This is a genomic window from Bacillus cereus group sp. N24 (assembly GCF_016483345.1).
In the GTDB taxonomy this organism is placed as follows: domain Bacteria; phylum Bacillota; class Bacilli; order Bacillales; family Bacillaceae_G; genus Bacillus_A; species Bacillus_A toyonensis.
The window spans coordinates 17,455-35,551 of the sequence record NZ_JAEHCA010000024.1 but is presented as its reverse complement, the minus strand read 5'-3'; the positions used below and the strand labels follow the sequence as shown (position 1 = coordinate 35,551).

The following is an 18,097-nucleotide window of genomic DNA, read 5'->3' as shown; positions in this document are numbered from 1 at the left end:
AATGTTAAGATTACTATCTGTATTACAAAATTTATTTTCTGAATTTTCATTGGATAATAGAAAAAATAAATTTTGCGTTATTGGTGAAAAAGAAGTGAGGATAGTATATGAAGAAAAGAATTTTAATCGTAGAAGATGAAGAAAATATTCGAGAAGTATGCAAACGGTATTTAGAAAGAGAAGAATATGAAGTTTATACCGCTGTAAATGGTAGAGAAGGTTGGGATTTATTTCTTACACATCAACCAGATTTAATTATATTAGATTTGATGATGCCAAAAAAAGATGGATGGGAATTATGCGAGGAAATTCGTCAACAGTCAAATGTCCCTATTATTATGTTAACTGCTAAGGGAGAGGAAAGGGATCGAATTTTAGGCTTAACAATGGGGGCAGATGATTATTTAACAAAGCCATTTTCCCCTCGTGAATTAGTATTAAGGGTTCAAATTATACTAAGAAGAGGAAGCCATGTACCAATACAAGCGGAAGAATCTCTATTGGAAGTGATAGAGTTTCCAGATTTGAAAATATATCCAAAGACAAGATATGTACTTGTTTGTGATAAGGAAGTGGAGTTAACGGTGAAAGAGTTTGAGGTACTTTATCTCATGGCAAAGCATCCAAAACAAGTATTTTCTCGCTCGCAGCTTCTTGAATTAATTTGGGATTTTGGACATGAAGGAGCATCAAACACAGTTACCGTGTTAGTGAGTCGTTTACGTGAAAAGCTCGAAAAGCATACGATAAAGAATCGTTGGATTCATACGGTTTGGGGTATAGGATATCGCTTTGAGCCAAATGGAGGAAATGAAACATGAGATTACGTATTCAATTGTTACTCATGAATTTATTAAGTACTAGTATTATGGTAATTGCTATATGGTATAGTGAGACGAAAATGTTACTTGAACCGGAACAAACGCGGTTATTAACAGTAATTGCATTTGTGGCATTCATTATTTCAACGTTTATTTATTGGTTAATGACACGTCCTATCATGAAATCTATACAAAATTTAATAAAATTGACGAAACAATTTAGTGATAGACACTTTGAAACGATGTATATAATTGGGCAAGAACCACGTGAGTTTAAAGAATTGGCAACAGCCTTTCAACAGATGGCAAAAAAATTAGAAGAAGGGTTTACTAAGTTAGAGGAACAGGAAAACTCTCGTAAGGAGCTAATTACCAATATCTCACACGACTTACGAACACCTATGGCTAGCATGCAAATGATGATAGAAGCATTACAAGATAACCTGATTGAAGATCCTGAAATAAAAAAGCAATACTTGGCAACGGTTTTAAAAGAAATAGAAAGATTAAATGGATTAATTAACGACTTATTTGATCTTTCAAAGTTAGAGTTTGAGCAAGTAGATTTTCACCCAAGTTTCACACATTTAGATAAAGTTCTATTAGATGTATTAGAGTCACATTCTGTCTTATTAGGAGACAAACAAATCCATGTGCAATTGGATGTCCCTGATACATTACCTCGACTTTTGATTATGCCTTGTAAAATTGAAAGGGTCATAGGTAATTTATTACATAATGCAATTCGATATTCTCCTATCTCTGGAACAATTGAATTGACTGTAGTGGAAAATAAATCAACTCAACAGGTCCAATTCACTATGCGGGATGAAGGAATGGGAATTTCTCCAAATGATCAATTACGTGTATTTGAACGTTTTTTTAGAACAGATCGATCAAGAAGTTCACAATCTGGAGGTTCCGGACTTGGATTAGCTATTGCAAAATCATTAATTGAAATGCACAAAGGGGAAATTGGTGTAAGGAATCGCGCAGATGGTAAGCAGGGAAGTGAATTTTGGTTCACTCTTCCCATCACATCAGTAAAAAAATAAGATGGCTGAAAGACTTTTGTAACATTTACGTTAGAAAAATGAAAGACCTTCTTGTTAACATACTACTACACAGTATGTTACAGGAGGTTTTTTACTTTATGAAAAGAAAATATGTATGGCTTATAGGTGGTTTAATAATTGTATTGGGGATTTTATGGTCATTGTTCCGACCAGAGAAATTATTTATTGATAAGCACGTAAATGAATCATTGCCACAAGCAGAGATACAATCAACTGAAGTAAGGCAACAAAGTGATCGAGTAATAAGGGAAGGTCAGTTTCAAAACGGTGTCCATGAAACAACTGGAACGGCAAAAATTCACCAATTAGCGGATGGAAAACGTGTTTTACGACTTTCTAATTTTGCAACATCAAATGGGCCAGATGTACGAGTTGTATTAGTTCCTACAAATCGTTTGAAAAATAATGAAGACGTAAAAAACTATCAGTATATTGAATTAGGAAAATTAAAGGGAAATAAAGGAGACCAAAACTACGAAATTCCTGAAGGGATAGATGTAAATGAATATGGTTCGGTTTCTGTTTGGTGTAAAAGATTTAATGAAAACTTTGGTGCGGTTTATTTTAATAATTAAATATGAACTTAAAATTTCCTCTTACAGACGAAATTCATATGGGTTATGGTAAAAGCTGCAGCGGACTTAGTTGCTAAGAAGGGCACTCATAAGAGTGCCTTTTTCATATTTCTCAATTTTTGTATATTTTAGTGCAATTGGACGTTTACGAAGAGATTTTATTCGTGCATAAATAATTTTAAGAGTATGCCAGGAAATCTTTGATTTATCAAGAAAAATTAAATTTAAAATGTATTATATACAGAAGCCACTTGAGGGGTGTTAAGATGCTAAATTTCTCATTTTGGGGTAGTTGCTTTTCATAGCTATATGACTAAGTATCGGTACCCCATAAGAAAAAGGCAGGAACATATCAAATATGTTCCTGCCTTTTTCTTAAGTTTAACATGTATAACCTAAATATAAATGTATTGCGGCCTTCTTTATTTATTATTTTTCAAACCGCAAATGAACAAACTTCAACATCTTTATTACGTTTACAATTCGCATCATAATACGTGTACTACCATCCCAATCTTTATTTGTAGGTATACCTTTAAAGAAAGGGGAGCAACTTAATGCTTTTATGGAAGAAGACCATTTTTCTATTGATTTTGGATTGTTTACATAAAAATACATCATCGCGCCGTTATTACCAGATTTTTTTACGGTTGCATTCGAAAGGTTCAGTGCGAATTTTGATTCAGCATCAAAATATAGCTCTCCTCCAGGAAAACGTTTTGACATAGCAACTATGATCTCTTTTAAATCTTCTTCTTTAAAGTAATAAAATACACCTGCTGATATAAAAAGAATACCGTCGTTTGGATCATATCTTATATCGTCAAACCAAGAAGTATCAAAAAATGATTTAGTGATGCTAATATTCCTCGGTGTATCTTCAATTAAAGTCTTGCGAAAAGAGATTGCATCGGGTAAATCAAGGTTATACCAATGTATTGTACCGTTATCAATTCTTGAAAAAGTAGTATCTAGTCCTGAACCGATATTTACTATAGTGGCGTTCGGGTGTTTTGCTATAAATTGTTTTATCGTATCATCAATTTTTCGTGCACGAGTAATGTATGTGATACATCCGTATTCGCCAAATGTATTTGCTATTGTCGAGAAGTCAAAATCGCATTCTTTAATTATTCGAATAGCCTCTGTATCATCTAAAATATCCTTATTTTTCTCACTGCCATATGCTCGTCCCCATAGGGGAATAAGCATCGTACCTTGTACTGATTGTAAATCTAACTCTTTAACCATGAAACATCCTCCGTTGCATAATAAAACAATATAGTTAGTCGTTATTTAACATTTTTGAGAGCATTGTATTTGTTTTATATAGTCCGTAAGTTAAATCCCGCCTATCTTCTTCGGATAACTTTTCGAGGTTTACTGTGAAATTTTTATAAATTTGTTTCCATCTCTCATAATGTACCTTTTCAGCTTTTTCTGTCAGAGAAATTAATACAGCTCTTTTATCTACCGTATCTTGCTTTTTTACAATATATCCGTTTTGTTCTAAGTTACGTATAGTTACACTTAATTGTTGCTTAGGGATGTTTAAATAACTAGCAATCATCTTTGAATTTACAGGTACTTTTTGCTGGGCGATATACTCCACTACGTGTTGTTCTAAATGTGTAAATTCAGAGGACTTTTCTGATAGTAATTTGAAAGTACCTGACATATTTAATAATAAATTCATGTATTCGTTTAATAATTCTTTATGGGACATTATTTTCGCTTCCTTTTTTGATTTAGTCATTATTTTATTACTAATTTAGCTATAAATCAAATGTTTAAACTTATTATAGTAAATTAATATTTACTAATTTGTTATTTTGAAATTATATGAACTAAAGAAGAGGAGGATGAGAAGTGATTTTAGAAAAGACGAATATGGCCAAAAATAAAATATTACTAAATATACATAACTAATGAATGCAATGTCTTTTTCAGTTATTATGTTGTAAATAATTTTATGATAAAATTTTTTACATAATGAAATAAAGGGGTAGTATTCTATGGGTTATTTCTCAAACAGTTTATTAGTTTTGTTCGTTCTTATCGTATGTAGCTGCATAATTTTTGGGTGATAATATAGTGGTAGATATATATATAAGAAGTTATCTCAGGTGAGGTAACTTCTTTTTATTTTATGTTGAGAAGGAATTCTATTTTTCTTATTGAAGTTTGTTCAAGTTAAGTTGATGATGGTTTAAAAATTTTAATAGAGCAATGTAAAAGAGGATACAAATAAATAGGAGAATAGGGAGGCGTTTATGAAAACTAAAATAAGCTACACAATTGAACATCCAACAAATTTCAATGAATTAGTAGCTTTATATGAATCTTTAGGATGGAATTCTCTAAAATTAACGGTTAATGAATTGGAACAAATGTGTAAACAAAGTTGGTATGTGATATATGCTTTTAAAGAGCAACAATTAATTGGCATGGGGCGTGTTATATCTGATGGTGTAATAACAGGCGTTATTTGTGGTGTATGTGTATTGCCAAAATATCAGTCCATTGGCATTGGAAAAGAAATAGTAGAACGATTAATCCAGCACTGTGAACAAAAAAAGGTTATTCCCCAACTTATGTGTGTGGAAAAATTGCAACCTTACTATGAATCTATAGGGTTTGAGGTATTCTCTATTGGGATGACAAAACATATTAAAAGATAGTGGCGATTTATATTTTCAGTTTACTCGTACATATTTTCAAACTTCAGTATAAAGGAGAATTGCTGTATGGAGATTGCTAAAGGGGTAGAAATGTTGCAACTTGAATTTCAAGAATTTATTATTCACCCAATTCTTTTATGGAATGATGAAATGGCAGTATTAATAGACACTGGCTTCCCTAGACAAATTGAAGATATACAAGTAGAGATGGAGAGAGTTGACGTATCGTTTGATAAATTAAAAGCCGTGATTTTAACGCATCAGGATATAGATCATATAGGTAGTCTTCCAGAGTTGTTGCAGAACTGTGGAAGTAATATTAAAGTTTATGCGCACGAGCTAGATAAGCCGTATATTGAAGGGGATTTACCTTTATTGAAAGGTGGAAATGTGGAGAATCTACCAAAAGGAAAAGTGAGTGATACTGTGATTGATGGACAAGAACTTCCGTATTGCGGTGGCATACTAATTCTCCATACGCCAGGACACACGCCGGGTCATATTAGTTTATATTTGAAACAAAGTAAAACTCTTATCGCTGGGGATTCAATGTATAGTGTAAATGGAATGTTAGGAGGAATTCATGCTCCAACTACTTTGGATGTTCAGGAAGCACAACAGTCTTTGAAGAAGTATTTAAATCTAGATATTGAATCCGTAGTTTGTTACCATGGGGGATTAAGTAAAGGGAATATAAATGCACAAATTCAAAATTTGTAAATAATAATTTTTTGCTAATTGGTGCTAAAGAATAATCTAATTGTAAGTATATAAATACAACACGTAATTGATAAAAGAGCATGTTTGAGAAAAATTCAAATATGCTCTTTTATTAAAGGAAATCTATTTAATACGAATGACCTAACCCGTTCCAATAAAAAGAAACGATTTCTTGTGCTAATTCATCTATATTTGCAAGAATAGGATTGTGATTTTCATCCTTAAAATTCCCAATTGATAATAAAGATACGAAAGCATGGGCAGCAAATTTAGGATTGCCTTTACTTATTTCTCCAAGTTGCATCGCGTTATGAAGTGCTGTTTCCAACACTTCATACATGTTATCTTCGGCATTTTTTAATTCTTTCAACTGCTCTTCAGATAAAGAGTGTTTTGCATCTTTCATAAAGTTCTTCATGTCAATATCCATCGTTGCGTGTAAGTATACTGTAGCGAAGTCTAACAACCTTTCTTCCAAAGTTTTATTCGTGGAAAGTATTTGATCCATAATCTCTCTTATACGTATCATCATTTGAATCATAGTAGCGGTAAATAAATCAGCTTTTGTAGAATAGTAATAGTAGACGGTTGCTTTCGTAACACCGCATTCTTTCGCGACCTCATCCATAGAAACGACTTGATAATTTTGAGTAAGAAATAATCGAGTTGCAACTTCTAAAATTATTTCTTTTGTAGATTTTGTATTTTTATTTTGACGAGGTCTTCCGAGAGGACGTTGTTTTTGTTCCAAATACATTCGCTCCTGACATTTATTATTGAGATAATTATAACATAATTTTTAATCTTTCTTGATTAATTAACTGACCAGTATATATAATTAATATTGTAGGAAAAAAGGAAGGTGGGTTTTTATGAAAAAGCACCCGTTACATATGTTAGGGAGGATTGTAGCAGGGAAGAATACGCAATGGATAACTTTATCGGTTTGGATCCTTATTACATTAGTACTTTCATTTACGTTGCCACAAGTAAATAGTACGAAAGAACCGAATCCGAAAAATTTACCTGAAACAGCTATGTCACAGCAAGCGGAAGAACTTATGAAAAAAGAGTTTCCTAATAATGCAGGAAATCCGTTGTTAGTAGTATGGCATAGAGATGGTGGATTACAGTCAAAAGACTATAAACTTATACAGGACGTTTATAAAGAGTTAAAAGCTAGCCCTTTAAAAGAACAATCAATGTTACCACCATTTGATACAATTCCAGAGCAAGTATTATCAAAAAGTGCATCAAAAGATGGTACATCATTTGTCACATCGATATTCTTTAATAAATCAGCTGGTACGGATATATTAAAGGGAAATCTTGAAGATGTAAGAAAACTGGTGAATAGTAAGGTGGATGTTGATCCATTTAAACAAAAAATAACGGACTCTGGTTTACATGTTCGATTATCTGGCCCTGTAGGTATTCAAACAGATGCGGTTAGTTTATTTAGTCAAGCTGATGTGAAATTATTAGTCGCTACTGTACTATTAGTATTGGTTTTATTAATTTTACTTTACCGTTCACCAATTTTAGCAATTTTACCTTTACTTGTTGTTGGCTTTGCATACGGTATTATTAGTCCTACACTTGGTTTTTTAGCTGATCATGGGTGGATTAAAGTAGATGCCCAAGCGATATCAATCATGACCGTATTATTGTTTGGCGCGGGTACAGACTATTGTCTATTTTTAATTTCAAGATATAGAGAGTACTTGTTAGAAGAAGAAAGTAAATATAAAGCGCTGCAACTTGCGATTAAAGCATCTGGCGGGGCAATTATAATGAGTGCATTAACTGTCGTACTTGGATTAGGAACATTATTACTTGCTCATTACGGCGCCTTTCATCGATTTGCAGTACCATTTAGTGTTGCTGTATTCATAATGGGGGTTGCTGCTTTAACAATTCTTCCTGCATTTTTATTAATTTTCGGCAGAGTTGCATTCTTCCCGTTTATACCAAGAACAACTGCGATGAATGAGGAGTTTGCAAGAAAGAAACAGAAAGTAATAGAAGTTAAAAAATCAAAAGGCTCCTTTAGTAATAAACTTGGAGATATTGTCGTACGAAGACCGTGGACAATAATTATGCTAACTATGTTTGTATTAGGTGGATTAGCTTCATTCGTACCACGTATTCAATACACATATGACCTTTTAGAATCGTTTCCGAAGGATATGCCTTCACGTGAAGGGTTTACGTTAATTAGTGATCATTTTTCAGCTGGAGAACTAGCGCCAGTAAAAGTTGTTGTTAATACGAAAGGAAAAGAGCTTCCTATTAAACAAGAGATAGAGAAATTTTCTTTTGTAAATACAGTGAAAGAGCCAAAAGAGGGAAAAGAAAATAAACAAATACAAATGTATGAAGTTTCTTTAGCGGAAAATCCGTACGCAATTGAAGCGCTAGATCAAATCCCTAAATTGAAAAATAGTGTAGAAAAAGTATTAAAAGATGCGGGGATTAATGATGTTGAAGGTCAATTGTGGATTGGTGGAGAAACAGCGTCACTATATGACACAAAACAAATTACGGAACGTGATGAAGCAGTTATTATTCCAGTAATGATTAGTATAATAGCTTTACTATTACTTGTCTACTTACGATCAATTGTAGCGATGATTTATTTAATAGTAACAGTTGTTTTATCATTCTTCTCTGCATTAGGAGCAGGATGGATATTACTTCACTTTGGTATGGGAGCGCCGGCAATACAAGGGGCGATACCGCTATACGCATTCGTATTTTTAGTTGCTTTAGGTGAAGATTATAATATCTTTATGGTTTCAGAAATATGGAAAAACAGAAAGACACAAAATCACTTGGATGCAGTAAAAAATGGTGTTATACAAACAGGAAGTGTCATTACATCCGCAGGTTTAATTTTAGCAGGAACTTTTGCGGTGTTAGGTACGTTACCAATTCAAGTTTTAGTTCAATTTGGTATTGTGACGGCAATTGGAGTTTTACTTGATACGTTTATTGTAAGACCGTTACTTGTACCGGCAATTACAGTTGTTTTAGGTCGCTTTGCTTTTTGGCCAGGGAAACTTTCAAAAAAGAGTGAAGAAATACAAAAAGTGGATGCATAGTTAAAAAAGCCGAGGATATTTTCCTTGGCTTTTTTCTATGTAGTTCATTAATTTTTTGAAGTCAAATCATCAGTTACAGCGTGATCAGCATCTTCAATGGTTGTTTCGGGCATTCCGTATAAGCCGTTCATTGCTTGTTCTTCGCTAGTTAGATTTGCAGTATTATTATTGTGAATAGATGTAGTGTTTTCGATAACATTTACTTTTTTATTTTCATTTTTATCATGCATGTTTGAATCCTCCAAACGTCATTTGATTTATCCCGCATTAACGGGCAGTAAGACCTCCACCTCAAAATTCGGCAAAAACAAAGAAGGTTAGGTGGGGGATCAACTGCCCCCCACTGATTAAAGTTTCACATTATTAATAGTATGTGGATGGATTGCAAGAAATATGTGAATGGATTTTTGCAAATGTTATATAATTAAATAAAAACGTGAGTATAAATGTAAACTATAAGGAGTGAACAAGTGTGGTGAAAACAAGGAAATTAGCCTTCTAAAATAAAAATGAAATTTTAGGAGGCTAATGAAATGAAGTTTCATGTAATTGACAGAGAAAATTGGAATAGAGAGCAGTATTTTGAACATTATTTAAAATTAAAGTGTTCGTTTAGTATGACAGCGAATGTTGATATTACGATGATGCTAGAGAAAATACATCAAAAGGAAATAAAATTTTATCCGACTTTTATTTATATAATTTCTAGAATGATAAATAAACATAAAGAATTTCGAACATGTTTTAATGATGAAGGAGTTTTAGGGTATTGGGAGGAAATGATACCTAGTTATACAATCTTTCATAAAGGTGATAAATCTTTTTCAAGTATATGGACGGATTATTCTAGTGATTTCCACATTTTCTATAAAAACTATGAAGAGGATATGAAATGTTTTGCTAATGTTCATGGTCTCTTCCCGAAAGAAAATATTCCGCCAAATGTTTATCCGATTTCTGGGATACCTTGGACTAGTTTTACAGGATTTAATTTAAATATTAATAATGATGGTGATTTTCTATTACCAATTATAACTTGCGGAAAATATTTCAATGATGGAAGCAAGGTAATGCTACCTTTTTCATTGCAAGTACATCATGCGGTTTGTGATGGATATCATGCGAGTCGTTTTATAGAGGATTTACAGGAACTAGTTAATACATGTAACGAATGGCTTTAAGTAATATCAAATTTTTAATTATATAAAATTGAAAATGAATAAGCGTAAAATAAAAAGAAGAGAACATGTGTATATTACATGTTCTCTTCTTTTTATTCATTCATACTAAGTAACAGTGGAAAATATAGGTTGATTTGTAGTTTAATAGTAAAGAGAGTGATTGATTTTAATTTTCTTTATTTTATAACTATATAGATTACAAAAGTTATGAGATTGTAACAATGAAGGGGAACACAAAAATGACAATAATATCTATAGAAAAAGCTACAATTTTAGATGCTGAAAAGTTAACAGAAATAATGAAAAGAACATTTGACGAAGAAGCGAAGCGGTGGTTATGCGGCCAATATGATGTAATTGATTATAACATTCAACCGCCAGGATATTCTTCAGTTGAAATGATGAAATATTCAATTGAAGAATTGGATTCTTACAAAGTGATAATGGATGAAAAAATAATCGGGGGAATTATAGTTACGATCTCTGGTAAATCGTACGGAAGAATCGATCGTATTTTTGTAGAGCCTTTTCTTCAAGGAAAAGGAATTGGATCAAGGATTATTAAGTTAATAGAAGAAAAATTTCCGAACATAAGGATTTGGGATCTTGAAACATCTAGTAGACAAGTTAATAATCATCATTTTTATAAAAAAATGGGCTATGAAATCATTTTTAAATCTGAAGATGAGTATTGCTATGTAAAAAGAAAAAATGTAGGTGCAGGTGAAGAGAACCTAATTAAAAATAAAGATATGAAAAATGGTCAATACGAAAACTGTAATTTGGTTCATACAGAATATTATCAAGTAAATTTAAAAAATAGTGCATTTGTTGGTAGTAATATAATGCATATGAATATGAGTAATTGTAATGTAAGTCAATCAAAGTTTAGGAATATAAACTTTAGAAGGTCTTCATATGCAGATTTAAATCTTTCTAGTAGTACATTTAATTTGGTGACATTAGGTGGAGTGCAATTCAAAAATACAAGTCTTGGAGATGAGAAGGAACCTCTTTCATTTGAAAACTGTGATTTGGAAGGTAGTACAATGCATAATAGTAACCTGAAAAATATTGAAATAGTAAATTGTGATGTAACTGGTATGAAAATAAATGGTATTCCAATAGAGAATTTGCTTGAGCTATATAATAAGGTGAAAATTTAAAGTATAGGGTTATTAGGTTGTTAGGATAAGGTGTTTGGAAACTAAGTGTTATACCAAAATAATTATGTAGAAATAACATAAAGAAATACAGGTGGGGAATGATTTAATATAGGTTTCTAGAATGATAATAATTCTATTTATATGGAGGGTGAGGAATATGGAAATCAACATACGAGCAGTAGAAATACAAGATGCTAGAGCAATTCATCGTATATGTATACAGGATGAGGTTTTACCTTATATGGTTTTCTTACCTAGCATGCGTGTAGACGCTATGGAAAATAGAATTCGAAACTTAGCACCAAATCAATTTGAATTTGTTGCAGAGTATGACGGGGAAGTAGTAGGGTTTATTGGCTTAACACAAAGTCCGGGACGAAGATCTCATTCAGGCGATTTATTTATTGGGGTAGACAGTGAATATCATAATAAAGGTATTGGCAAAGCACTTCTTACAAAAATGCTTGATTTAGCTGATAATTGGTTAATGTTAGAGAGAGTAGAACTTGGTGTATTAGAAACGAATCCGAAAGCAAAAGATCTATATGAAAAATTTGGGTTTGTAGTAGAAGGGGTAAAGGTAGGGAATTTAAAGGCTCACGGAAAGTTTATAAATGAAATTATGATGAGTCGTTTTAGACCTGATGGTTTAATTGTACATAATTAATATGTAAAAGCATGACAAATCAATGTCATGCTTTTTTAATTGTCATTTGCGATTCGCTAGTTTCGGTTGTAATAAAAATAATGTTAATCCAATGAAAATAATTGAAATTCCTAGTGCTTGTTGTAAAGTAATGGTTTCACTCAAAATAAAATATGCTAGAACACAAGTACCAATTGTTTCACCTAAAATACTCATTGAAATAACAGTAGCGCTCATCCATTTTAATAACCAATTGAATATCGTTTGTCCTAAAATCGTTGCAATGAAAGCTAGTCCAATAAAGGACAACCAAGTTTGTGTAGCGTAATGAATGAAAGATTGTTGCTGCATATAAGCAAATATACCGAGAAAGCATGCGCTACTTCCATAACTAATTACCGAATATGGTATAAGAGATAAATCTTTACGAATGTGTTGACTAATGAAAAAGTAAGCTGTAATAATGCCGGCCGCCATAAATGCTAAAATATCTCCGTATAAAGCGTCGCCACTAATTTGGAAATCTTGCCAACCGATGACGATACTTCCTGAAATGGCAATGAGGCAACCGATAACCGCTCCTTTCGTAAATCTCTCTTTAAATAAAAAGTAACCACCAATCATTGAAAATAAAGGTTGTAACGTTACGATAACTGTAGAACTTGCTACGGAAGTATATTGTAAGGATTCAAACCATAGTACATAATGTGCAGCTAAAAATAGCCCGGATAGAAATCCGAATCCCCATTGTTTTTTCGATAATGTTTTTAGTTCGTTTCGATTCCTTTTATTAAATAGTAATAACGGTAACAGAATTACTGTAGCAAATAATAATCGATAAAAAGCAATAATTGCCGCAGGAGCATCTGCCAATTTCACAAAAATTGCTGAAGTTGATAAGGCGAATACACCGAAAAATAAGATGAAATATGAAAAAATAGATGATTTCAAAGTCTGTCCCTCCGATAGAATGTTTATTATAATATACTTAATGCGATATAATGCACAAAGGTAAGTATATAAGTCTCGGAGACGATAGAAAAGGATTATTTGCCCTTGTTTAGTAAGTCAGCACAAAGGGAATGAAACATACATTATGATGGACGAAAGGGAGTAGTTATTTTGATTCACTATCGACTTGGACAAACTGTTTTAAGTTATCGTAAGAAAAATAATATGACAATTCGTGAGTTTGCTGAGTATGCAGGGATCAGCACGTCACTGATTAGCCAAATTGAAAGAGGACATGCTAATCCTTCTTTAAATGTATTGGAATTAATTGCGAAAGCATTAAATGTGCCGCTATTTACACTTTTTATTAATGATATTGATACAGACTCACTCATTTCTAAGAAAAAAGATCGAAAAAAAGTATATCGGGAAAATAATGATCACATTGTATATGATGTATTAACACCTGATTTTATGAAAGCACGTATTGAAATGTTAATGATGGATTTAAATAAAAAAGCAAACACAACGGAAAGTCACTATTCACATGAAGATAAGGAAGAGATTGCGGTTGTCATGAAAGGGGAAGTGTATGTGGAATTAGAAGGAAAAGAATATTTTTTAGAAGAAGGTGATGTTGTACGTATCCCACCAAACGTGAAGCATCGATTTTTGAATAAAAGTGATGAATCGAATCATATTTTATTTGTATTAACGCCATCTTTAGGATGAATATAAAGTGAGTTTTATTATGGGGGATAGAAAATGGAAAATAAAAGTGTGTTAAAAGGCGGCCTTTCAATTATTTCTCAATGCAAAAAACAAACAAAGGATATTTGGCATGCACATTACGGGGCAGCTGCAATTGCTAGTTATTTTTTCATGAAGGATAATAATATTGAAGAAGAGATAGCTCGTAATATGCATTCTCATACAAAAATGATGCTGAACAAGAAAAACTTAGATGAAATCATCGATAGTAAAGAAGAAATTGATTTTCAAAGTGCTGAAAAAAAGATAATAAAATCATTGGAATATACAATTGATGAACTTCATTGGGTCGGGCATAACGTCATTTATGCGGCATTAAGTTTATTAGCTATGAAAGAGCTACAAAAATGGGGAAATAATCAAGCGATAGAAGGGATAACTGATCTTATATTATCATTTCAAAAAACAATTCCTGGTAGATCGTGGATTGGTTTTACGACGAAAGAAGTTAAACAATTAAGTATATATGACGAGATACAAAGTGAATTAAGAAATCCAAAACAATTATCTAAGTTTATTTTAAATGAACTATCGGAGTTTAAGGTTATTTATAGAGCAGAATCACATCATGATTTAATTGGCCATATGCTTACTTTTTCCCACGCAATTAATATAATGTATGATTTAGGACATAAAGATGTATTTCAACGAGGGATACGTCCGCTTTTAAAACTAGTATACGTACTGCGTGCTAGTAAAAAACTTATGCTGAATACTGAAATAAATCTACATTCTCCTATAGATCATTTGCCTTTAATTGAATCTAAACGTGCTCACGTATTACCAACTGAAAATCAATTTTGGCTAAAGGACTATAGTGAATTTGATTGGGATTTTGGACATGTTTTCAAATTCTCTTATAGTTATTTTGATCATATAAAGAGAGCTCCGGAATATAAAGGTATAACCTTAGAACAATTCCGGTATGTTATTCATTCGTAATGAATTTTAATAATCTGTAAAAAGGGAGGATATAAGTTTCTTTTTTTGTTAGTAGTATATTGTTTTTTCAAATATGTAAGATTTTACATACGTATTTTACTTTTACTAATTATGTAAGTAGGCTATACTAAATAACATACATTTTATGTTTGGAGAGAAGTAAATCGACATGGAACTAGTAAAATTGGAAAAGGTAATTGAAATAAAAAAAGAAGAACTTTTATATTTAGTATCGGATTATGGAATTCAACATGAAAAAGTACTGGCATTAAGTCAAGAAATAGACAAACTGATCAATTACTTTATGTTTTTAAAATAGAGAGAGCTATGACGTGATTTGTAAATGTTATAGTTCTTTTTTATATATTCATTTACAATGATGGTTATGTACGGATTAAATGTATATAAATGTATTCGTATATAGTGTCAAATTTTTTACAGAATGCGCAAGCCGCTAGTCGAATGTAAGGAGTATTGGGTATAATAATAAAAGAATGATTAATTGTATCGGTTAGGAGCGCAGCACATATGAAAACAGTTGTTGTTATCGGTGGAGGTATAACGGGACTTTCTACTATGTTTTATTTAGAAAAATTAAAAAAGGATTATAATATCGATTTACATTTAATCCTTGTCGAGAAAGAAGAGTCTTTAGGTGGTAAAATCCATAGTGTTGAAGAACAGGATTTTATTATGGAATCAGGAGCGGATTCTATCGTTGCTCGCAATGAACATGTTATGCCGCTTGTAAAAGATTTAAACTTAGAAGAAGAAATGGTATATAACGAAACGGGTATTTCATACATATATTCTGATAATATTTTACACCCAATTCCTTCTGACAGTATATTTGGTATTCCGATGAGTGTCGAGTCGTTGTTTAGCAGTACGCTAGTCTCAACGAAAGGGAAAATTGTTGCTTTAAAAGATTTCATAACGAAAAATAAAGAGTTTACGAAAGATACATCACTTGCTCTATTTTTAGAAAGCTTTTTAGGAAAAGAGTTAGTGGAAAGACAAATTGCGCCGGTACTTTCAGGTGTGTATTCTGGTAAATTGAATGAGCTTACAATGGCATCAACATTACCGTATTTACTTGATTATAAAAATAAATATGGAAGTATTATGAAAGGTTTTGAAGAGAATAAAAAGCAATTTCAATCAGCAGGAAATAAAAAGTTTGTATCATTTAAAAGTGGACTATCTACGATAATTAATCGCTTAGAAGACAAGTTAACTGAAACTGTCATAAAAAAAGGTGCTGTAACGACGGCTGTAAGTAAACGAGGAAATCAATATGAGATTTCTATTGCAAATCAGGAATCAATCCAAGCTGATTATGTTGTTTTAGCAGCTCCGCATGATATAGCACAAACTTTATTACAATCTAATGAGTTAAACGAGCATTTTAATAAATTTAAAAATTCATCACTTATTAGTATTTATTTAGGTTTTGACATTCCAGATGAACAACTACCGGCGGACGGTACAGGGTTTATCGTAACAGAAAACAGTGATTTACATTGTGATGCTTGTACATGGACAAGCCAGAAGTGGAAACATACATCGGGTACACAAAAGCTTTTAGTAAGAATGTTTTATAAGAGTACCAATCCGATATATGAAACGATCAAAAATTATAGTGAAGAAGAATTAGTACGAGTCGCTTTATATGATATTGAAAAGAGTCTTGGAATTAAAGGCGAACCAGAAGTAGTTGAAGTTACAAATTGGAAAGATTTAATGCCGAAATATCATTTAGAACATAATCAAGCGGTTCAAGCATTAAATGAAAAATTGACTGCTCTATATCCTAATATATATTTAGCTGGCGCTTCATATTACGGTGTTGGAATTGGTGCATGTATTGGAAACGGGAAGCATACGGCCAAAGAAATAATGACTACATTAAGTGAAGAGTTAAAATAATGATATAGAATACATATGTAAAAACTGTCCCTTCAGTCTACTGGAGGGACAGTTTTTTATTTATTTCACTTGAATGGAAACTTTTTTAGTTCTTCCATTATTCTCTTTTATTGTTAATGTAATATTTCCAGACTCTTTAAATGAGTATGGTGAGAGTTGATAAATTTCTTTTATGTTGTGTTTTTCTTTTAGTTTATTTGTGGATATTGATACTATACTTGCCCTCCAAAATTCTTGTTTGCCTGAAGGATAATCTATGAATATTTCTGGATTTTTAAACTGTAGTGTTTCCCAAGAGGCGAAATACAGTTCAACTTCTACATCTTTTTTCGGTAAGTTCTCTGAGAAATAACCGAACTCGCCCATATTACCGAAAACGGTGTAGTTTTGGTTATGTAATTTAATATCTAAATAACTAGGTTGATATGTTGCTGCGTGATAGATTCCATATGATAGAGAGAGTGTGGCAGCGATTAATATACCAATTGAAAATGTCTTAAAGCTATTTCCTTTAAAGTTAGTCATCATGAATGAGTTTGGTGTGAATTTTTTTGCGAATAAAAAAATAAGCAAAATGAGTAAGAGGGCTAAGCCGATGAATATATACATAGAATTTTTACACCTCCATAATAGAATGGAATATTTTCTATATTTTAACATGAATGTATGAATTAGTATGTTGTTTTAGAATAGAAATTATTCTTATAATGAGCGAACGGATGTATCTGGAGGGGTATTAGTATTATGTAAAGCGAAATAAGCAAAATATAAATTACATTATATGACCAAGGCGGTAATCAACAAGTAAGAAGGTATACTCTTACTTGTTATAGAATAAAAAGGAAAAGAGTCATTAGAAATATTTGATTAGTGGGACATTGAGGACTTGCCTAATTATGAATATTTTTTCTGCTATAATAAATTAGTAGAGAGAAAGGAGTGATCCTGTGGTATTTCCTATATTAGAAACAGAGCGCTTGCGTTTAGTTGAAATAGAACAATCTTATTGTCAAAAAATATATGAAATCTTTTCATTGGATGAAGTTACATGTTATTACGGTATGAATTCTTTTACGGAATTTGGCCAAGCTTCACGTATGATTGAATCTTTTTCGAAAAATTACTTTGAGAAAAAGGCAATACGTTGGGGGATTGTGTTAAAAGAAACAAACACTTTAATTGGGACAATTGGGTTGAATAATTTACAATTATGGAGTAAACGATCTGAAATAGGGTATGATTTGCATCCGCGTTATTGGGGGCAGGGGTATGCTTCAGAAGCAGCTGGGGAAATCATTCATTATGGATTTCAAGATTTAGGTTTATATAGAATTGGGGCTATTACATATCCTGAAAACGTTACTTCTTGTAAAATGCTATCTAAAATAGGTTTTCAAAAGGAAGGTTTGTTACGTGGCTATATTCATCAAGGAAATAAGCAACACGATGCATTGTTATATTCTATAGTGCGAACAGATGTAGAGGACTTAAATATATAATAAAAAACCCCTCTTATTAAAAGAGGGGTTAAGTA

General features: G+C 32.0%; 20 protein-coding genes. 14 read left to right on the top strand and 6 right to left on the bottom strand.

The window, feature by feature from the left end; translation table 11 throughout:
* Window positions 1–107: 107 nt before the first annotated feature.
* From JDS95_RS24590 to JDS95_RS24580, 3 genes are all read left to right on the top strand, one after another.
* Window positions 108–821, top strand: a complete 714-nt coding sequence (locus JDS95_RS24590; RefSeq protein ID WP_085450796.1) for a response regulator transcription factor — start codon at window positions 108–110, stop codon at window positions 819–821.
* Entirely contained in the window at window positions 818–1,876 is a 1,059-nt protein-coding gene (locus JDS95_RS24585; RefSeq protein WP_033660541.1) for a sensor histidine kinase, read from the top strand. Before JDS95_RS24590 ends, JDS95_RS24585 begins: the two co-directional genes overlap by 4 nt.
* A gap of 98 nt (window positions 1,877–1,974) precedes the next feature.
* On the top strand, window positions 1,975–2,472 hold the full coding sequence (locus JDS95_RS24580; RefSeq protein WP_000824731.1) for a DM13 domain-containing protein: 498 nt from the start codon (window positions 1,975–1,977) through the stop codon (window positions 2,470–2,472).
* 429 nt (window positions 2,473–2,901) lie between these two features.
* On the opposite strand, the gene JDS95_RS24575 is transcribed toward JDS95_RS24580, so the two are convergent.
* Together JDS95_RS24575 and JDS95_RS24570 are read right to left on the bottom strand one after the other, a co-directional pair.
* A complete protein-coding gene (locus JDS95_RS24575; RefSeq protein WP_085450795.1) occupies window positions 2,902–3,723 on the bottom strand; it encodes a class I SAM-dependent methyltransferase in 822 nt (273 codons plus the stop codon).
* A 34-nt stretch (window positions 3,724–3,757) separates the two neighbouring features.
* Window positions 3,758–4,198 carry a MarR family winged helix-turn-helix transcriptional regulator gene (locus JDS95_RS24570; RefSeq protein ID WP_000018441.1) on the bottom strand — a complete coding sequence of 147 codons (441 nt, stop codon included), beginning with the start codon at window positions 4,196–4,198 and terminating at the stop codon, window positions 3,758–3,760.
* 547 nt (window positions 4,199–4,745) lie between these two features.
* Between JDS95_RS24570 and JDS95_RS24565 the strand changes: the two genes are divergently transcribed.
* Window positions 4,746–5,153: a GNAT family N-acetyltransferase gene (locus JDS95_RS24565; RefSeq protein ID WP_000850347.1), complete on the top strand. Its 408-nt coding sequence runs from the start codon at window positions 4,746–4,748 to the stop codon at window positions 5,151–5,153.
* 66 nt (window positions 5,154–5,219) lie between these two features.
* Window positions 5,220–5,873, top strand: a complete 654-nt coding sequence (locus tag JDS95_RS24560; protein WP_000401498.1) for an MBL fold metallo-hydrolase — start codon at window positions 5,220–5,222, stop codon at window positions 5,871–5,873.
* 127 nt (window positions 5,874–6,000) lie between these two features.
* On the opposite strand, the gene JDS95_RS24555 is transcribed toward JDS95_RS24560, so the two are convergent.
* Window positions 6,001–6,624: a TetR/AcrR family transcriptional regulator gene (locus JDS95_RS24555; RefSeq protein WP_000435999.1), complete on the bottom strand. Its 624-nt coding sequence runs from the start codon at window positions 6,622–6,624 to the stop codon at window positions 6,001–6,003.
* Window positions 6,625–6,745: 121 nt separating this feature from the next.
* Here JDS95_RS24555 and JDS95_RS24550 point away from each other — a divergent pair, with 121 nt between their 5' ends.
* Window positions 6,746–8,977, top strand: coding sequence for an MMPL family transporter (locus tag JDS95_RS24550; RefSeq protein WP_000716534.1), 2,232 nt, complete (start codon window positions 6,746–6,748; stop codon window positions 8,975–8,977).
* A 47-nt stretch (window positions 8,978–9,024) separates the two neighbouring features.
* On the opposite strand, the gene JDS95_RS24545 is transcribed toward JDS95_RS24550, so the two are convergent.
* Window positions 9,025–9,207 (bottom strand): DUF4021 domain-containing protein, encoded by a 183-nt coding sequence (locus tag JDS95_RS24545; RefSeq protein ID WP_000543745.1) that lies wholly within the window; start codon window positions 9,205–9,207, stop codon window positions 9,025–9,027.
* A gap of 303 nt (window positions 9,208–9,510) precedes the next feature.
* Here JDS95_RS24545 and catA point away from each other — a divergent pair, with 303 nt between their 5' ends.
* The 3 genes from catA (at window position 9,511) to JDS95_RS24530 (ending at window position 11,991) form a co-directional block, all read left to right on the top strand.
* Window positions 9,511–10,158, top strand: a complete 648-nt coding sequence (gene catA / locus JDS95_RS24540) for a type A chloramphenicol O-acetyltransferase (RefSeq protein ID WP_000668560.1) — start codon at window positions 9,511–9,513, stop codon at window positions 10,156–10,158.
* Between the two features lie 221 nt (window positions 10,159–10,379).
* A complete protein-coding gene (locus JDS95_RS24535; RefSeq protein ID WP_002043377.1) occupies window positions 10,380–11,324 on the top strand; it encodes a GNAT family N-acetyltransferase in 945 nt (314 codons plus the stop codon).
* 157 nt (window positions 11,325–11,481) lie between these two features.
* Window positions 11,482–11,991: a GNAT family N-acetyltransferase gene (locus tag JDS95_RS24530; RefSeq protein ID WP_000405100.1), complete on the top strand. Its 510-nt coding sequence runs from the start codon at window positions 11,482–11,484 to the stop codon at window positions 11,989–11,991.
* Window positions 11,992–12,033: 42 nt separating this feature from the next.
* Here the strand turns inward: JDS95_RS24530 and JDS95_RS24525 are convergent, their stop codons facing one another.
* Window positions 12,034–12,921: a DMT family transporter gene (locus JDS95_RS24525; RefSeq protein WP_000842527.1), complete on the bottom strand. Its 888-nt coding sequence runs from the start codon at window positions 12,919–12,921 to the stop codon at window positions 12,034–12,036.
* 171 nt (window positions 12,922–13,092) lie between these two features.
* Between JDS95_RS24525 and JDS95_RS24520 the strand changes: the two genes are divergently transcribed.
* The 4 genes from JDS95_RS24520 to JDS95_RS24505 all read left to right on the top strand — a co-directional run bounded on the left by JDS95_RS24520 (window position 13,093) and on the right by JDS95_RS24505 (window position 16,563).
* Window positions 13,093–13,653 carry a helix-turn-helix domain-containing protein gene (locus tag JDS95_RS24520; protein ID WP_000582249.1) on the top strand — a complete coding sequence of 187 codons (561 nt, stop codon included), beginning with the start codon at window positions 13,093–13,095 and terminating at the stop codon, window positions 13,651–13,653.
* Between the two features lie 33 nt (window positions 13,654–13,686).
* The gene (locus JDS95_RS24515) at window positions 13,687–14,634 is read left to right on the top strand and encodes a hypothetical protein (protein ID WP_085450792.1); all 948 of its coding nucleotides are present in this window, start codon (window positions 13,687–13,689) and stop codon (window positions 14,632–14,634) included.
* A gap of 169 nt (window positions 14,635–14,803) precedes the next feature.
* Window positions 14,804–14,953, top strand: coding sequence for an aspartyl-phosphate phosphatase Spo0E family protein (locus JDS95_RS24510; RefSeq protein WP_000424361.1), 150 nt, complete (start codon window positions 14,804–14,806; stop codon window positions 14,951–14,953).
* A 209-nt stretch (window positions 14,954–15,162) separates the two neighbouring features.
* Window positions 15,163–16,563, top strand: a complete 1,401-nt coding sequence (locus tag JDS95_RS24505; protein WP_199690843.1) for a protoporphyrinogen oxidase — start codon at window positions 15,163–15,165, stop codon at window positions 16,561–16,563.
* A 60-nt stretch (window positions 16,564–16,623) separates the two neighbouring features.
* On the opposite strand, the gene JDS95_RS24500 is transcribed toward JDS95_RS24505, so the two are convergent.
* Window positions 16,624–17,172 (bottom strand): hypothetical protein, encoded by a 549-nt coding sequence (locus tag JDS95_RS24500; RefSeq protein WP_000275221.1) that lies wholly within the window; start codon window positions 17,170–17,172, stop codon window positions 16,624–16,626.
* Window positions 17,173–17,510: 338 nt separating this feature from the next.
* On the opposite strand from JDS95_RS24500, the gene JDS95_RS24495 reads away from it, so the two are divergent.
* A complete protein-coding gene (locus JDS95_RS24495; protein WP_000231762.1) occupies window positions 17,511–18,062 on the top strand; it encodes a GNAT family N-acetyltransferase in 552 nt (183 codons plus the stop codon).
* Window positions 18,063–18,097 lie beyond the last annotated feature (35 nt).

Bases quoted from the DNA above. Each gene is read 5' to 3' on its own strand.
- JDS95_RS24590 (WP_085450796.1), top strand. From the start codon at position 108: ATGAAGAAAAGAATTTTAATCGTAGAAGATGAAGAAAATATTCGAGAA.
- JDS95_RS24585 (WP_033660541.1), top strand. From the start codon at position 818: ATGAGATTACGTATTCAATTGTTACTCATGAATTTATTAAGTACTAGT.
- JDS95_RS24580 (WP_000824731.1), top strand. From the start codon at position 1,975: ATGAAAAGAAAATATGTATGGCTTATAGGTGGTTTAATAATTGTATTG.
- JDS95_RS24575 (WP_085450795.1), bottom strand. From the start codon at position 3,723: ATGGTTAAAGAGTTAGATTTACAATCAGTACAAGGTACGATGCTTATT.
- JDS95_RS24570 (WP_000018441.1), bottom strand. From the start codon at position 4,198: ATGTCCCATAAAGAATTATTAAACGAATACATGAATTTATTATTAAAT.
- JDS95_RS24565 (WP_000850347.1), top strand. From the start codon at position 4,746: ATGAAAACTAAAATAAGCTACACAATTGAACATCCAACAAATTTCAAT.
- JDS95_RS24560 (WP_000401498.1), top strand. From the start codon at position 5,220: ATGGAGATTGCTAAAGGGGTAGAAATGTTGCAACTTGAATTTCAAGAA.
- JDS95_RS24550 (WP_000716534.1), top strand. From the start codon at position 6,746: ATGAAAAAGCACCCGTTACATATGTTAGGGAGGATTGTAGCAGGGAAG.
- JDS95_RS24545 (WP_000543745.1), bottom strand. From the start codon at position 9,207: ATGCATGATAAAAATGAAAATAAAAAAGTAAATGTTATCGAAAACACT.
- catA (WP_000668560.1), top strand. From the start codon at position 9,511: ATGAAGTTTCATGTAATTGACAGAGAAAATTGGAATAGAGAGCAGTAT.
- JDS95_RS24535 (WP_002043377.1), top strand. From the start codon at position 10,380: ATGAAGGGGAACACAAAAATGACAATAATATCTATAGAAAAAGCTACA.
- JDS95_RS24530 (WP_000405100.1), top strand. From the start codon at position 11,482: ATGGAAATCAACATACGAGCAGTAGAAATACAAGATGCTAGAGCAATT.
- JDS95_RS24515 (WP_085450792.1), top strand. From the start codon at position 13,687: ATGGAAAATAAAAGTGTGTTAAAAGGCGGCCTTTCAATTATTTCTCAA.
- JDS95_RS24510 (WP_000424361.1), top strand. From the start codon at position 14,804: ATGGAACTAGTAAAATTGGAAAAGGTAATTGAAATAAAAAAAGAAGAA.
- JDS95_RS24505 (WP_199690843.1), top strand. From the start codon at position 15,163: ATGAAAACAGTTGTTGTTATCGGTGGAGGTATAACGGGACTTTCTACT.
- JDS95_RS24500 (WP_000275221.1), bottom strand. From the start codon at position 17,172: ATGTATATATTCATCGGCTTAGCCCTCTTACTCATTTTGCTTATTTTT.